12 protein-coding genes are annotated in these 14,949 nt (G+C 65.2%); 4 read left to right on the forward strand and 8 right to left on the reverse strand.

Annotation, left to right across the window (positions count from 1 at the left end):
• Positions 1-5: 5 nt before the first annotated feature.
• From PDM29_RS06290 to PDM29_RS06310, 5 genes are all read right to left on the reverse strand, one after another.
• The gene (locus PDM29_RS06290; RefSeq protein ID WP_343237513.1) at positions 6-2,648 is read right to left on the reverse strand and encodes an XVIPCD domain-containing protein; all 2,643 of its coding nucleotides are present in this window, start codon (positions 2,646-2,648) and stop codon (positions 6-8) included.
• Between the two features lie 24 nt (positions 2,649-2,672).
• Positions 2,673-3,026, reverse strand: a complete 354-nt coding sequence (locus PDM29_RS06295; protein WP_311193014.1) for a DUF2235 domain-containing protein — start codon at positions 3,024-3,026, stop codon at positions 2,673-2,675.
• A 22-nt stretch (positions 3,027-3,048) separates the two neighbouring features.
• Positions 3,049-3,573, reverse strand: coding sequence for a hypothetical protein (locus tag PDM29_RS06300; protein WP_311193015.1), 525 nt, complete (start codon positions 3,571-3,573; stop codon positions 3,049-3,051).
• A 138-nt stretch (positions 3,574-3,711) separates the two neighbouring features.
• Positions 3,712-4,614 (reverse strand): NAD(P)/FAD-dependent oxidoreductase, encoded by a 903-nt coding sequence (locus tag PDM29_RS06305; RefSeq protein WP_311193016.1) that lies wholly within the window; start codon positions 4,612-4,614, stop codon positions 3,712-3,714.
• Positions 4,604-5,056, reverse strand: coding sequence for an Rrf2 family transcriptional regulator (locus tag PDM29_RS06310; RefSeq protein WP_311193017.1), 453 nt, complete (start codon positions 5,054-5,056; stop codon positions 4,604-4,606). Before PDM29_RS06310 ends, PDM29_RS06305 begins: the two co-directional genes overlap by 11 nt.
• A gap of 303 nt (positions 5,057-5,359) precedes the next feature.
• Here PDM29_RS06310 and PDM29_RS06315 point away from each other — a divergent pair, with 303 nt between their 5' ends.
• Entirely contained in the window at positions 5,360-7,483 is a 2,124-nt protein-coding gene (locus PDM29_RS06315) for a methyl-accepting chemotaxis protein (protein WP_311193018.1), read from the forward strand.
• Positions 7,484-7,521: 38 nt separating this feature from the next.
• Here the strand turns inward: PDM29_RS06315 and PDM29_RS06320 are convergent, their stop codons facing one another.
• Positions 7,522-8,424, reverse strand: a complete 903-nt coding sequence (locus PDM29_RS06320; RefSeq protein ID WP_311193019.1) for a LysR substrate-binding domain-containing protein — start codon at positions 8,422-8,424, stop codon at positions 7,522-7,524.
• A gap of 108 nt (positions 8,425-8,532) precedes the next feature.
• On the opposite strand from PDM29_RS06320, the gene PDM29_RS06325 reads away from it, so the two are divergent.
• Complete coding sequence (locus tag PDM29_RS06325) at positions 8,533-9,747, forward strand: MFS transporter (RefSeq protein ID WP_311193020.1); 1,215 nt, start codon at positions 8,533-8,535, stop codon at positions 9,745-9,747.
• Between the two features lie 64 nt (positions 9,748-9,811).
• Positions 9,812-10,615 (forward strand): 2,5-didehydrogluconate reductase DkgB, encoded by an 804-nt coding sequence (gene dkgB / locus PDM29_RS06330; protein ID WP_311193021.1) that lies wholly within the window; start codon positions 9,812-9,814, stop codon positions 10,613-10,615.
• 122 nt (positions 10,616-10,737) lie between these two features.
• Here the strand turns inward: dkgB and PDM29_RS06335 are convergent, their stop codons facing one another.
• Positions 10,738-11,433: an alpha/beta fold hydrolase gene (locus PDM29_RS06335; protein ID WP_311193022.1), complete on the reverse strand. Its 696-nt coding sequence runs from the start codon at positions 11,431-11,433 to the stop codon at positions 10,738-10,740.
• 108 nt (positions 11,434-11,541) lie between these two features.
• Here PDM29_RS06335 and PDM29_RS06340 point away from each other — a divergent pair, with 108 nt between their 5' ends.
• The gene (locus PDM29_RS06340; RefSeq protein WP_311193023.1) at positions 11,542-12,030 is read left to right on the forward strand and encodes a hypothetical protein; all 489 of its coding nucleotides are present in this window, start codon (positions 11,542-11,544) and stop codon (positions 12,028-12,030) included.
• An 88-nt stretch (positions 12,031-12,118) separates the two neighbouring features.
• Here the strand turns inward: PDM29_RS06340 and PDM29_RS06345 are convergent, their stop codons facing one another.
• Positions 12,119-14,848, reverse strand: a complete 2,730-nt coding sequence (locus PDM29_RS06345) for a bifunctional acetate--CoA ligase family protein/GNAT family N-acetyltransferase (protein WP_311193024.1) — start codon at positions 14,846-14,848, stop codon at positions 12,119-12,121.
• Positions 14,849-14,949: the final 101 nt, after the last annotated feature.

Here is a 14,949-nt window from a genome sequence, read left to right on the forward strand (position 1 = left end):
CACCTTCACCCCATCCTGGGGCCACGGTCCTGCTGGTGTTGTTGCTCCAGGGCAACCTGCTGCTCACGCTGCTGGTTGCCCTCCTGCACCCGCGCCACCGTTTCCTGCAATGGTGGCGCTTCCTGCGCCACATCGGTCACCGAACGGAACCCCGGGACTGTCCCGGCAATAAAGATCCGGTCCCCAGCCATCATCACCTTGTCGATCCTGTCGACATCGGCAATCCTGGCCTGCTTGGCATCCAACAACGCCCGCATCACCTGATCGTCGCCGATATGTCCCGGCACATCCTGGCGGATACGCCTGAACATTCCTTGGTCGGCGACTGACAACCCGCTGATTCCGGGTTGCTGTTCCGCCGTGCGCTCCGCAACCGGACTCGATTGGGCCAGATGTGGCGACCGTGCGTCCGTCCATTCCCTGGAATGGGCTTCCAGCGTCATCTTCAATGCCGCTGTGGAATCCACACGCACTGCAGCGGCGTCGGAATATGGATTGGACGCCGCCATCCCCTCAATCTGCCCTCGATCCCCGATTCGTACACGGCTGATCTCCACGCCTTGGCGCTCGCCTTCGGCGAGAAGCGCCGCGGCAATCTTCTCGCTATGCGGACCGGACTTGATCCCTTGCCCCGCTTCTGCGTGATGGACCTGCTGCAGCACCCGCTGGAACTCAGCATTACCGGGATGCCGGGTGTCACTCAGGCCTTCTGGTTGCTTGGCCTCTTGAGGTTCAACAGCCGGACCATCCGCCTGGACTGAGGCCGCCTGCTCCGCCAGCTGCTCAGGCGAGGGCACCACCCGCACCGTCTCAAGCGTGGTCGGCTCGCGCAGCGGATTCCACCGCTCGTCCAGCACCTTCTGCACATGGTCGCGCTGCGCGTCAAAGGCAAGGTCGAGCTCGGCGCGCAGATCGCCCTTGGCATGCTTGTTCCTGAACCAGCTCTCGGATATCCACTCACCGCTTTCCTGCCGAGCGTATCTGCGGCCATCCGAGCCCACCACGCGCTCCGGGTGCCTGAGCGCATCGGCGACAGCTTCTGGCAGCTTGCCCTTGCTGTGTCGCTGCCAATCGTTCTGTTCGTACAGCACTTTGTAATTGGCTGCCAAGGCAGCAGGGCTACGGGCGGCGTTGTCAGCGGTAATCTCGCGCGACTGGGCGTCCAGCTCAATCGCCCGTTCCGGAGAGGCGAAGTCGATTCGTCCACGAAAGCTGCCGTCCGCGCTGATCTCCCGCCGCCAACGACCGGTCTCGGAGTCAGGCACCCAGTCGCCTCGGTACATGCCCCGCTTCTCGTCCGGTTGCGGCTCCACTTTGAAAGGGCTACGCGCATTAGCCACGCCCATAGCCAACTCGGTGACCTTGGTGACCGCCTTGTAGTTCAACTCATCGGCGAGAACCGGACTGGCCTTCATCGGCTCAATCCCTGGCAAGGGCGGCAGATCGCGGGTCCAGCCTTTCTCCGGGTGCTTAGGGTCGGCCGTCCAGTCATTTCCGTCGCTGCCCCGGTGGCTGTAGATGCGATTGCGCTCTATTTCATCGGCAATTTTGTCGCCGCCCACGCCGCCGATAGCTGCCCCCAACGCGCCCCCGCCCAATGCGCCCCAAGGACCGAGGGTGCCGCCAACCCGCGCACCCACCTGAAAGCCCGTCCAGGCCATGCCAGCCGTGGTGGTGGTACGGGTAATCGACGCCTGGGCTGCGGCCAGATTGCTTTCATTGCGCAACTGCGTGTAATCGCGGGCGGCGTCGGCCACCTCCAGGGTGGTCACCACAGCGGCGGCGGTGTTGCCGAGGACGCGAACGCGGCTGGTCTGCTCTGCCGTGGCAGCCCGAGCTTGTTCTGCTGCTTCGATACCGCGAAGTGTTGCCGCGCTCTCCTCCACCTTGAGGTTGGGATCGCCAATTAGGACGCCCGCGACGCGTGCGCTGACGTGCTCCGGACCCAGGGGCTTGGCTGCGTGCGGCAAGCCATCCGCCTGGACCAGATGGTCCGGCGCAAGCCGGGCATTCACGCCCCCCGGCGTAGAACGATCCACTTTTCTGTCCAACTTGTACAGCAGCAGCCCTTCTTCAGAACGGTGCACCACGTTGAGGCGTGGATCGGAAGGTTCGTATACCTTCTCCAGCAACGGCGCATCGGGACGCAAGGCGTTGCAGTAGTCCACCATAAGGTTGCAACTACGCCGGGCCAGCCCGTCGCGAATGTAGCTACCTCCGATGTCCGAATGGGCACCGGCGACCTGCACATTGAGGAAGCGCCCGTCCTCGGACAGGCCCGGCGCAATGATCTGATCACTGGGAAATTTTGCGCGGACTTCGTCCAGCGCGGTGATCTGGAAGCCCGACACCACCGAGGGAGCGAGACGGCGGTCGAATCGCTCAGGTACGCCCGTTGCCACGGGGTCGAAGAGACCGACTGCTTGAGGGGTGAGACCCGGCGGAACAAGGTGACGCGTATAGATCGACCGCCCGTCGGGCCCAATCGCTTCGCTGCTTGGATCAACTATTCCACGTTCGTGCAGAAGATTGGTGAATCCAGCGGCTTGGCTTGCCCCTCGACTGAATCCAATTCCAACTACCCGGATGCTTACCTCCGGATCTGCCTTCTGCCACTTTGCAGCTTTGTTCACCAGGTCGGTGTACATTTCCTCCAGCCGCTGCTGGTAGGTTTAGCCCAATGCGCCATCCGCAACACGCGACAGTGGATTGCTTTGCGTACCGGGACCGGCAAGATATCGAACATGTATCTGCCCATCGCGCTCCGACAGAGCCTTTAGCTGATCGTCGATCCTGGCAACATTGGTCGCATGAAGTGGGTCAAGATGCTTGTCGTTTCCAGTCCCGTCAAACGCCGCGATATAGATTCTCTCGTGCGGATTTGTGGGGTCCCCGAGCTGCGGCACCCTAAATTCTGCGAGCGCTTCTTGGGCCTTGTGATAGCTACGAAGGTGGGCATCATCGGCGGGATAGAACGATACATTGTCGTCTATGGCCGTAACACCCTGCAGGCTTTTGTCGTTCATTGTCGCGATCCTTGCGCTGGATTCAGTAGGTGTGCGTCCAGACCAGAATCAAGTCGTCCCGACTTCCGCTTGACGGGCATCCCGGAGCCTGCGGCTCGTCCGTAAATACCAACGCTCGCGTGTAAACGCTTATTGTTCTGTCATTTACTTCCATCAGCACATCTACGGATAGTGGATTGACAGCTTTGGCTGCAAGCCAGCTCTCCAGGACGGCGTTTCTTGGAACGTTATGGCGAACGAGGCGGTCTTTGAACAGTTCGCCAATGTCCACACTTGCCTGATGCTCGAATCCGTCCAGCGAAGTCCACTCGACCTCAGCCGGAGATGCGAACTCATATCCACCGTCGTGGCCGGCAGACCACGAATCTCTCCAGTCGTCACTTGGGGGAGCGCCAGATGGTGTCTCCAGATGCAAGCGGGTAAAGCAGTAGTTGTTGTAGATGACCTTGCATCGCAGCGTGTTGTAGCAACGCACGCCAAAGTCGTAGTGGCGGAACTTCAACGGCCACGGATCGGAAGGAGGCTTCGGCGAAGTCAGGCCAAACATGAGCAGATTTCCTCTTTCCTTGATGAGCGCGCTCGTCATCCTACTGGCGGGCCGGCCGCCTCGCTATCAGAAAAGTCCCAGATGCGGCCTTTGATCCGACCCAATAGGGACGCGCCATGCGCGTCCCAGCGCGGTGATTCACCCCGCCCTATCCTCGGAAATCAGGGCGTGGTGCAGGCCTACGCCGGCTCTGACACCCTCCGCCATCGCAAGCGTGATGTTGCCCATCGTGGTCGCATCACCGGCCGCATAGACCCCGGGCACGCTGGTCTGCTTCTGCGCGTCCACGGTCAGCAGCACGCCTACCGGGCTGTCTTCCAACGCACACCCCAACTGCTCGGCCAGCGGCGACGCCATGTGCTGGCGCGCAGTCAAGAACAGCGCGCGGATGTCGATGCGACGACCATCGGCCAGCACGGCGGCACTCAGTTGCGGGGCCTCACCCTCCAATGATGCGACGGGCGTGGTTTCCAGAGTGACACCGCGTCGCTGCAGGATCGCGAGCTCATCCACGTCGATCTCCGCCCCCTGGGTAAAGAACGTCACCTGCCCCCAATCGGCCAGCACGCTGGCCATCTTCGGCGACATCGCATGTCCACCCAGCAACCCGATGGAACCGCCACCAATCTCATAGCCATGGCAGTACGGGCAATGCACCACACTGCTACCCCAGCGCTCGGCCAAGCCGGGCAACTCGGGCAGCTCATCACGCACACCAGTCGCCAGCAGCACCTTGCGCGTCGCCCAGGTCTCACCACCTTCAGTACGTAGGGCAAAGCCATCCGGCGTGGCGTGCCCGTCCACGACGGTGTCGTTGCTCCAGCGCACAGTGGGGTAATCCAGCAGCTGCGCCTTGGCCTGCTTCAGCAGTTCGCTGCCGGCAATGCCGTCCAACCCGAGCACGCCGTGCGAATGCGCGGCGAAGCGGTTGCGCGGTAATCCGGCATCCACCACCAGCACATTGCGGCGGGCGCGGGCGAGGATCAGGCCGGCAGAAAGACCGGCAAAACTGCCGCCGACGATGATGGCATCAAAGGTCATGGGAACCTCCTGAGGTGTGTTTGGCGAGATGCACGGCGAAGTCCGCGCCGAGGGTGGCGAGCGTGGTCGCCTGCAGACGGGTTTCCAGCAGCGCCTGCGCCTGCCGGTAGCTGTCGTCGAGGGCGTCGTTGACCACCTGCATCACCGGGCAGCCCCGGCCGCCTTCGCGCACTTCGGTGTGCAGCAGCGTGGGCGAACCGAGCGCGCGGTACACGTCCAGCAGGGTGATCTGCGCGGGGGCGCGGGCGAGCTGGCTGCCGCCTCCGTGGCCGCGCACGGTCTGCACGATGCCGCCCTTGCCGAGCTGCGCCAGCAGGCGGCGGATCACCACCGGGTGGGTGGGCAGGCAGGTGGCCAGCTGCTCGGAGGTGCGCGGACCGGATTGGCCGACCAGGTGGGCGACGATGTGCAGGGCGTCGGAGAACTGGTTGTTGGATTTCATGTAACTACGATAGTTACATTTTGAGTGGGTGTCTAGGTCCGGGCTGCGTTTGGGTTATCCGTGGTTGCCGGCCAGCGTTATGCCCGCCGTCCTGGCGGGCACCCTTCGGGCCGTCGCTGCGCGACGTTGCGAACGGCTCCTGCCGTTCGCTTCGGCACTACCGTTCTACATTTATCTGTAATGGAAATGTAACTAGACGCTCACTCGCGTGAACGGGACAGGAAATGTGATTAATGTCTCACTTCAGGAGGGGCCGAAGCTGTCCGATATCGGGCCGCCCCTCTCCCATTTTGCAGTGCCGACATGTCAAAGCCCTCCCCTTCCGCGCCCACGCGCGCCTTCAGCCTGCAGTTCAAGCTGCTGGGTGCCCTCTCCGTTGGCCTGGCCGTGGTGGTGTTGTGCGCCGTGGCGGGTCTGGGCTCTGCCTGGTTGAACCTTTCGACCACCATTCCGCCGGAAGTGGCGCGTAATGCGCAGGCCGAAGCGCTGCAGCGCGAGTTCCGCATGCAGGTGCAGGAGTGGAAGAACGTGCTGCTGCGCGGCAGCGATGAGGCGCTGCGGACCAAGCACCTGAGCGCCTTTGATGCGCAGGGCGAAAAGGCCCGGGCGCTGGCACAGGGACTGGCCGAAGGCACCGACGCGGAAACCGTGCAGCTGGCGAAGGCCTTCATCGGCCAGCACACCACGCTGGAGAAGGACTACCACGGCGCACTGGAGGCCTTTGCCGCCAGCGGTTACAACCCACAGGAAGGCGACACCCTGGTGCGCGGCAAGGACCGGGCGTTGGGCACCACGCTGGATGCGCTGGGCGCGCGCACTGCGATCGTTTCCGAAACGGCAGTCAAGGCCCGCTCGGAGCAGGCGCGACGCATGCTGGTGATCTGCGCGGTGCTGACCGCCGCTGCTGCGGTGGTATTGATGGTGCTGCTGGGCGCGTGGCTGCGTCGTGCGGTTATCGCCCCCGTGGTGGCTGTGGAAGCGGCGGCGCGCGCGGTGGCCCGTGGCGAGCTGGATCACCACGTACAGGTGCGCAGCCGCGACGAGATCGGTCGCCTGGGCACAGCAATGATGGACGTGACCCGCACCCTGAAGGAGGTACTGGCTTCGCAGGCGCATATGGCGCAGCGCCATGAGGCCGGTGAGATCAGCTACCGCATGGACGCGAGCGCGTTCGCCGGTGGCTACGGGCAGATGGTGCGCGACACGAATGCCCTGGTGGATGCGCACGTGCAGGTGCAGTTGCAGGCGATCCAGATCATGGGCCGCTATGCGGTGGGCGACCTGGCGCAGGACATGCAGCGCCTGCCGGGCGAGCAGGCGGTGATCACCGAATCGCTGGATACGGTGAAGCGCAACCTCGGTGCGATCAATGCCGAGATCAAGCGGCTGGCCCAGGCGGCGTCGCTGGGCGACTTCAGTCTGCGCGGCGATGCGGCCGGGTTCCAGCACGACTTCCGCGACATGGTGGTGGGTCTGAACCAGTTGATGGACACTACCGAGCGCGACCTGGGCGAACTGTCAGGCGTGTTGCAGGCGATTGCGCGCGGCGATCTCAGCGCGCGAATGCAGGGCCAGTTCCACGGGGTGTTTGCGCGCATGCGCGACGATGTCACTGCCACCAGTGAACAGTTGACCGACATCGTCGGTGGTATCAAGCAGTCGGCACAGGCGATCCAGACTGCTGCCGGCGAGATTGCCGCCGGCAATGCCGATCTTTCGCAGCGTACCGAGCAGCAGGCGGCGAACCTCGAGGAAACCGCCGCGTCGATGGAAGAGCTCACCTCCACCGTGCGCCAGAACGCAGATCACGCGCGCCAGGCCAACCAGTTGGCGATTGGCGCGCACAGCGTGGCCAGCGAAGGCGGCGCGGTGGTGGGCAAGGTGGTGGACACCATGCGTGCGATCGAGTCGTCGTCGCAGCGCATCGCCGACATCATCAGTGTGATTGATGGCATTGCCTTCCAGACCAACATCCTGGCCTTGAACGCAGCGGTGGAAGCGGCACGCGCGGGTGAGCAGGGGCGCGGCTTTGCCGTGGTGGCCTCGGAAGTGCGCACCCTGGCGCAGCGTTCGGCGGCGGCGGCGAAGGAGATCAAGGGGCTGATCGATACCTCCGTGCAGGACGTGGCCGGTGGCGCGACGCTGGTGCAGCAGGCCGGTGAAACCATGCGCGAGATCGTGGACAGCGTGCAGCGGGTGACCGACATCATGGCCGAGATTTCGGCGGCGTCGCAGGAACAGTCGGCCGGCATCGAGCAGGTCAATCAGACTGTGGTGCACATGGATGAGGCGACGCAGCAGAATGCGGCGCTGGTGGAAGAGGCGTCGGCGGCCGCGCGCAGCATGGAGGAGCAGGCGCTGGCGTTGAATGACGCGGTGGATGTGTTTGTGTTGGCCGGTGCGCCGGGGTTGGCGCGCGCGGCGTAGGTTCCGAAGGCCGGCCGTTGGCCGGCCCAGGCGGTCCGTCAGCGGACGAATGCCGGGCCGGTCATGCCCGCTGCCAGGTGGTCGAGGAAGCTGGTGATCCGCGCACTCACCGCCGTGTTGCGGTAATACACCGCATGAATCGGCTGCCGCACTTCCACGGTCAACGCCGGCAGCACCTGCACAAGAGTGCCGGCGTCGCGGTCGCGCTGGGTCATGAAGTCACTCAGGCAGACGATGCCTGCCCCTGCCTGCGCCAGCCGCAGCAGGGTTTCGCCGCTGGATACCGAGACCTCCGGCTTGATGTGCAGCAAGGCATCGGTGCGCCCGGGTAGCGGCCAGTGGTTGAGTGAATCGGGCTCGCCGAAGCCCAGCAGTGCGTGCTGCTGCAGGTCCTCCACCCGTTTCGGGGTGCCGTTTGCCTTCAGATACGCCGGGCTGGCCAGCACCCGTAAACGGCTGTGGCCCAGCGGTCGGGCATGCAGAGTGGAATCGGCCAGCGGGCCGATACGGATGGCCACATCAGTGCGGCGCTCGAGCAGATCGATGTAGCGCTCGCTGCTGTTGATCTCCAGCGCGACGTCAGGGAAACGCTCGCGGTAGCTGGCCACCAGCGGGGCGATCACATGCAGTACGAACGGGGTGGCCGCATCCACGCGCAGGCGGCCGGCGGGACGCTCGCGACGGGCGGCGATCTGTTCTTCGGCGGCTTCAACCGAGGCGACGATGGCGCGGGCCTGCTCCAGGAAGGCGCTGCCCTCTTCGGTGAGTTGCAGGCGGCGGGTGGTGCGGGTAAGCAGCGTGGTGCCGAGCTTTTCTTCCAGCCGGGCAAGCGCGCGGCTGACGCCGGAGGTGGTCTGGCCCAGGGTCTCGGCGGCGGCGGTGATCGAGCCGCTGTCGATGACAGCGATGAAGGCCTGCATTTCGTCGAGGGTGGTTTTCACGGGGTGCATTATTGCGCGCAGATCAATAGTGATTGGCGTGAAGACCGCTTTTTCCGCAACAGTCGGGCGCGCAGACTGCGCAGCCTCATCCCTCACCGGTCCCTTCCCATGTCTCGTGGCATTCCCTTGGCCTTATTGGCGCTCACGCTGGGTGCGTACGCCATTGGCACCACCGAATTCGTCATTGTCGGGCTGATTCCCACCATCGCCGCCGACCTCGGCGTCACCTTGCCGTCAGCCGGACTGCTGGTCTCGCTGTATGCGCTGGGCGTGGCAGTCGGCGCGCCGGTGCTGACCGCGCTCACCGGCCGGGTGCCGCGTAAAACCCTGCTGGTGGCGCTGATGCTGCTGTTCACCGTGGGCAACCTGATTGCCTGGATGGCCCCCACCTACGGCTCGCTGATCGTGGCGCGGGTGCTGACCGGGCTGGCCCACGGCGTGTTCTTCTCGATTGGCTCGATCATCGCCACCTCGGTGGTGCCGAAGGAAAAAGCCGCCAGCGCAATCGCGATCATGTTCACCGGGCTGACCGTGGCGTTGGTCACCGGGGTGCCGCTGGGTACCTTCATCGGCCAGCACCTGGGCTGGCGTGCCACCTTCCTTGCGGTGGCGGCGCTGGGTGTGATCGCCCTGCTGGGCAGCCTGCTGTTCGTGCCGCGCAACCTGCAGCGCAGCGAGCCGGCCACCTTTGGCCAGCAGCTGGCGGTGCTGGCGCAGCCGCGCCTGCTGCTGGTGTATGCGATCACCGCGCTGGGCTATGGCGGCACCTTCCTGTCGTTTACTTACCTGGCCTCGATCCTGCAGGACGTGACCGGCTTCTCCGCCAATGCGGTGAGCGGGGTGCTGCTGGTGTATGGCGTGTCGGTAGCCATCGGCAACCTGTGGGGTGGTCGTCAGGCCGACCGCCGCGGTCCGATTCCGGCGCTGATGCTGATCTTCAGCCTGCTGGCACTGGTGCTGCTGGCGCTGACCTTCACCGCGCACTCCACGGTGCTGGTGCTGCTGACGGTGCTGGCGCTGGGCGCCGTGGCGTTCGGCAATGTGCCGGGGCTGCAGGTGTATGTGGTGAAGCAGGCGCAGCGCTTCGCGCCGCAGGCCGCGGATGTGGCTTCGGGGCTGAACATTGCGGCGTTCAACGTGGGTATTGCGATGGGCGCTTCGCTGGGCGGCCTGGTGGTGGACCACCTCGGCCTGATGCATACGCCGTGGCTGGGTGCGCTGGTGGTGCTGGGTGCGCTGGGCCTGACTGCGCTGAGTGGGCGGCTGGATCGCCGCGATGGCGTGGCGGATCGGGCTGAGGGCATTGCCGTAACGGCGCATTGAGTAGTGTTGGTTTTCACGGAGCGGGGCGAGCCCCGCTCTACGTTCCCCACGTTGGAGTTTTTTTATGAGTATTCCTGCATTTGGTCTGGGTACCTTCCGTTTGAAGGACCAGGTGGTTATTGATTCGGTCCGCAATGCGCTGGACGTGGGCTACCGCGCCATCGACACTGCGCAGATCTATGGCAATGAAGCCGAGGTAGGGCAGGCGCTGGCTGAGTCCGGCGTGTCGCGCCAGGACGTGTTCCTGACCACCAAGATCTGGATCAGCAACTTCCGTCGCGAAGCGCTGCGGGCCAGCCTGCAGGAGAGTCTGGCCAAGCTGCGCACCGACGTGGTCGACCTGACCCTGATCCATTGGCCGTCGCCGAAGGACGAGGTGCCGATGGTCGAGTATCTGGGTGCCCTGGCACAGGCGCAGGCCGATGGCCTGACCCGACAGATCGGCATCTCCAACTTCACCATCGACCTGACCCGTCAGGCGGTGGAGATTCTGGGGGCCGATGCCATCGCCACCAACCAGATCGAGGTGCACCCGTACCTGCAGAACCGGGCGCTGATCGCCTACCTGCGCGAACAGGGCATCCATGTCACCGCGTACATGAGCCTGGCCTACGGCGAAGTGCTGAAGGAGCCGGTGATGCAGGCCATCGCCGAGCGCCACGGCGCGACCCCGGCGCAGGTGGCGCTGGCCTGGGCGCTGCAGCAGGGCTATGCGGTGATTCCGTCTTCGACCAAGCGGGAAAACCTGGCGGCCAATCTGAAGGCCGCTGAGGTAAAGCTGGATGACGAGGACATGGCGCGGATTGCGACGCTGGATCGCGGGCACCGGCTGGCGAACCCGGAGGGGATCGCGCCGGCGTGGGATTGAGCTGAAATGTTCACTGTTCCGCACACAAACGCGTTTTGTGTGTGGAGTGGTGAACATTCGGTAGTGACGCGCCATGCGCGTCATCGCGGTGTCTGGTATGTCGTAGCCGGGCAAGCCCGGCTCTACGTGAGCCAGGTGCGCATGGCGGCGTTGACGGTTTCAGGCTGTTCCATCGGGGCCAGGTGGCCGCAGTCGGGAATGATCTGCAGCGTCGAATGTGGTGCCAGCGCATGCATCTCTTCGCTGATTGCCGGCGATGTGATGCGGTCGTTGGCACCGCAGAGGATCAGCAGCGGATCTCGATAGGTGGCCAGCACATCGTGCCCGTCCACCCGTTCCAGCGCGCTCTGGCGCAGGAATACCTCCGCGCCGAGCCGCGCGGTCATGTCGCGCACACGCTGCACCAGCACGTAGTCATCCAGCCGTGAGGCATCAATGTAACTGCGCATCAGCGTGTCGCCGAAGCCGTGGAACTTGCCTGGCAGGCGCACGCTGGCCTGCTGGCTGCGGCGCTGGGCAGCACGCTCGGGGGAATCAGCGTGGATCGAGGTGTCGATCAAGGCCAGGCGCAACACCCGTTCGGGCGCGGTGCGCAGGATCTGCTGGGCGACGAAGCCACCGAGTGAGAAGCCGGCGAGAGCGAACTGGGCCGGGGCCTGGGCCAGTACGTCATCAACCACGGCCTGCATGGTTTCACCGCGGGTCTGGTCGCCTACGGTGCAGCTGGCGATGTCGGAGAGTGCGGCGATCTGCTCGCGCCAGAGTTCGGCGTCGTTGAGCAGGCCCGGGAGCAGAAGCAGGGGGATTCTGTCAGTCATGCGACGTATTGTCGCGCCGTTTGACGGCCACCGGAATGTCGCTGATGGCTCTATGTGTTGCGTGGCGTACGCGCTACGGTCTGGTGATCCCCATTGGAGAGAGCTGACATGCGATTGCCTGACAACGCGTCTGCGCCGGTGAACGACAGCCCCTCAGGAAGTCGCAATCCGGTCCCCACGCCCGCGTTCGCACCCGCGCTGCCATTGAGCAGCATCGAGCAGAAGGAACTCAGCTACTTCAGGGACCTCGGCCGTCGTGACCAGGAGATCATCAGCCAGCGATTCCCCAGCTGTACCACCCGCCTTCGGGCGCTCGGTGCGCAGCTGGAGAGCATCCGCAATGCGGGGTTCGGTTCGCGTTGCCGGGTCGGTGGTGTTTCGCTGGACGCGCTGTTCGTGGAGGGTGCTGATGAGCTTGCGCGAGGGAGTGCGCTTGTGCAGGCGCTGCCCGAGGTTGCAAGCCCGATGGCGGGTTGGGCGTATGCGGTGCTGCTACGCAATGCCAGCGTGCCCGGGCATGAAGAAGAACGAGCGACGCTGGGTGCCGCTGCGGCGTGGATAACCCTGGTGACGGCACCGGAGGACGTTCAACGGTAGCGTCGGTCGATAGACGACGGCTGGTGATGGTGATCGGCACGGTGACGCATGACGTTGTTCGAGGTCATGCGTTACAGCTCACCGCCGATCACGCCTGCGGAATTGGGGCCTCGCCATCCACCTTCACCGACTGCACCGGCAACGTCACCACCATCACGGTGGCGTCGTCCGGGTCGAGCTTGGTGGTGAAGCCCAGGCTCTGGCACATCGCCAGCATGGTGCTGTTCTCGCGCAGCACCTGGCCTTCGACCACGTTCAAGCCCAGCCACTGCGCGTACTCGATCATGATGGTCATCAACCGCCAGCCGATGCCGTGGCCCTTCAAATCGGAACGGATCAGGATGCCGTACTCGCCCCGGTCATAGTCCGCATCGGCATGCAGGCGCACCGCGCCGAGCATGTCGCCCGTGCGCGGATCAATTGCCACCAGGGCGATGGAGCGCGCGTAGTCGAGCTGGGTCAGCCGTGCGATGAACTCATGGCTGAAGTGCTTCACCGACTGGAAGAAGCGCAGGCGCAGGTCTTCATCCGTTACGCGGGCGAAGAAGGCGCGGAACAAGGCATCGTCTTCCGGGCGCACCGGGCGCACAAACGCAGCGGCCCCATCCGACAGGGTGAGATGGCGCTCCCATTCCTTGGGATACGGGAACACCGCGAAACGGGGATGGCCACGGCCCTTGTGCATGCGCCGCGACGGCGCGATGGCAACGCGCGCATCCAGGGCCAGCACACCATCGCGGTCGGACAGCAGCGGGTTGATGTCCAGGGTGCGCACTTCGGGAATGTCTGCGGCCAGCTGCGCCAGTTTGACCAGGATCAGCGCGACCGCGCGCTCATCCGCAGCGGGTACGTCCCGGTAGGCCTTGAGGATGCGCGACACGCGGGTGCGCCCGATCAGCTCATGCGCCAGTCGCAGGTCCAGTGGCGGCAAGGCAAGCGCCTTGTCGTCGATGACTTCCACGGCGGTACCACCGCGCCCGAACACCACCACCGGACCAAAAGTAGGGTCGTCGGCGATACCGGCAATCAGCTCGCGTGCCTTCGGCCGCACTACGGTGGGCTGCACCAGCACGCCGTCGATGCGCGCGTTCGGGCGCAGGGTGCGTGCCCGTTCCAGAATGGAGGTAGCGGCGGCATGCACGGCCTGCAGCGTGCCCAGGTTCAAGCGCACACCATCCACATCGGACTTGTGCGGAATACCGGCCGACAGAATCTTCACTGCGACCGTCGCGCCCTGCTCCAGCAGCGGCTGGGCGAGGTCCATCGCTTCGTGTGGGTCGGCGGCCTGCATCACTGGCGCAGAGGGGATGCCGTAGGCGCTGAGCAGCTGATGGGTGGCAATCGGATCCAGCCACTGCTGCCCGGCCGCCAGGGCGTCCTCCACCAGCGCGCGCGCCGCGGCGGTATCCACCACGAAGTCTTCCGGCAGACTGGGCGGGGATTCCATCAACGCCGCCTGCGCGTCGCGGTAGCGCACCAGATGCTGGAAGCCGCGCACGGCCTCGGCTTCGGTGGGATACGTCGGCACGCGCGCCGCATTGAGCGTGGCGGTGGCGCGGTCGTCGTTGCCCAGCCACACCGCGAACACGGGCTTGTCGCGCTGGTGGCGCGGACGCAGGCCGAGTGTGCGGGTCAGCGCCTGCGCAGCGTCGGCCGACGAGGTGAACGCAGTGGGTACGTTGACCACCAGTACCGCGTCGTTCTCGCTGTCGTTCATCAGTGCTTCGATGGCGGCGGCATAGCGGTCACCGTCCGCGTCGACCACGATGTCGACCGGATTGGCGCGCGACCAGCCCTGCGGCAGCACGGTGTCGAGCTGGGTCACGGTGGACGGGGAGAGCTCGGCCAGCTGGCCACGCAGGGCGCGCAGCTGATCCACCGCCAGCCGCCCTACCCCGCCACCGTTGCTCAGAATGGCCAGGCGACGGCCGGGGAAGGTGCCGAGCCGGCCCAGGGTTTCAGCGGCGGTGAACAGTTCGTCCAGCGCGCTCACCCGCAGCAGGCCGGCGCGGTTGAACGCGGCCCCGTACACGTCATCGGAACTGGCCAGCGCCTGCACGTGGGTGTCGGCGTCGGGATTGATGCGGATATGGCGGCCGGATTTGACCACCACCACCGGCTTGGCGCGGGCGGCCGCACGCGCGGCCGACATGAACTTGCGCGCGTCGCGGATGTGTTCCACGTACAGCAGGATGGCGCGGGTGCGGTAGTCGGTGGCGAAGTAGTCCAGCAGGTCGCCGAAATCCACGTCCAGTGCATCGCCGAGTGAGACCACGGCGGAGAACCCAACCGAGCGATCCACGCCCCACTCCACCAGCGCGGCGGCAATCGCGCTGGATTCGGAGATCAGGGCCAGGTCGCCGGCCTGCGGGAAATGCGCGGCAATGCTGGCATTGAGCCGCGCGTGCGGGGCGATCACGCCCAGGCAGTGCGGGCCGAGAATGCGCAGCCCCTTGGCCCGGGCCGCAGTTTCCACCTGCTCGCCCAGCGAGCCGGGGCCGTGGCCGAGCTGGGCGGTCAGGATGATGGCCGCCGACACGCCCAGTTCGGCGGCGGTGGCCACTACCTGCGGGACGATCTGCGCGGGGGCGGTGATCACCACCAGCTCCGGCACCCAGTCCAGGTCTTTGAGCCGCTTGACCGTGCGGATGCCGTCAATCTCGCCGTAGCGCGGGTTGACCCAGGCGACCTTGCCGGGGAAGCCGGTGCCGCGCAGGTTGCGCATCACCGCGCGCCCGGCGGAGCGTTCGCGTGGGCTGCCGCCGATGACGGCGACCGATTGCGGGCGGAAGACCGATTGCAGGTGGTAGATGCTCATGGCCTTACGTTACACGGGTAGCCGTGACGTGAGGGATGATCTGGCGCAATCCGGACGATGTTGGACCGCGCGGACACGCATGGCGTGTCCCTACGGGTCGA

The sequence above is a fragment of the Stenotrophomonas oahuensis genome (genome assembly GCF_031834595.1).
Taxonomy (GTDB): domain Bacteria; phylum Pseudomonadota; class Gammaproteobacteria; order Xanthomonadales; family Xanthomonadaceae; genus Stenotrophomonas; species Stenotrophomonas oahuensis.

Bases quoted from the DNA above. Each gene is read 5' to 3' on its own strand.
- PDM29_RS06345 (WP_311193024.1), bottom strand. From the start codon at position 14,848: ATGAGCATCTACCACCTGCAATCGGTCTTCCGCCCGCAATCGGTCGCC.
- PDM29_RS06295 (WP_311193014.1), bottom strand. From the start codon at position 3,026: ATGAACGACAAAAGCCTGCAGGGTGTTACGGCCATAGACGACAATGTA.
- PDM29_RS06315 (WP_311193018.1), top strand. From the start codon at position 5,360: ATGTCAAAGCCCTCCCCTTCCGCGCCCACGCGCGCCTTCAGCCTGCAG.
- PDM29_RS06310 (WP_311193017.1), bottom strand. From the start codon at position 5,056: ATGAAATCCAACAACCAGTTCTCCGACGCCCTGCACATCGTCGCCCAC.
- PDM29_RS06325 (WP_311193020.1), top strand. From the start codon at position 8,533: ATGTCTCGTGGCATTCCCTTGGCCTTATTGGCGCTCACGCTGGGTGCG.
- PDM29_RS06290 (WP_343237513.1), bottom strand. From the start codon at position 2,648: ATGTACACCGACCTGGTGAACAAAGCTGCAAAGTGGCAGAAGGCAGAT.
- dkgB (WP_311193021.1), top strand. From the start codon at position 9,812: ATGAGTATTCCTGCATTTGGTCTGGGTACCTTCCGTTTGAAGGACCAG.
- PDM29_RS06300 (WP_311193015.1), bottom strand. From the start codon at position 3,573: ATGTTTGGCCTGACTTCGCCGAAGCCTCCTTCCGATCCGTGGCCGTTG.
- PDM29_RS06340 (WP_311193023.1), top strand. From the start codon at position 11,542: ATGCGATTGCCTGACAACGCGTCTGCGCCGGTGAACGACAGCCCCTCA.
- PDM29_RS06305 (WP_311193016.1), bottom strand. From the start codon at position 4,614: ATGACCTTTGATGCCATCATCGTCGGCGGCAGTTTTGCCGGTCTTTCT.
- PDM29_RS06335 (WP_311193022.1), bottom strand. From the start codon at position 11,433: ATGACTGACAGAATCCCCCTGCTTCTGCTCCCGGGCCTGCTCAACGAC.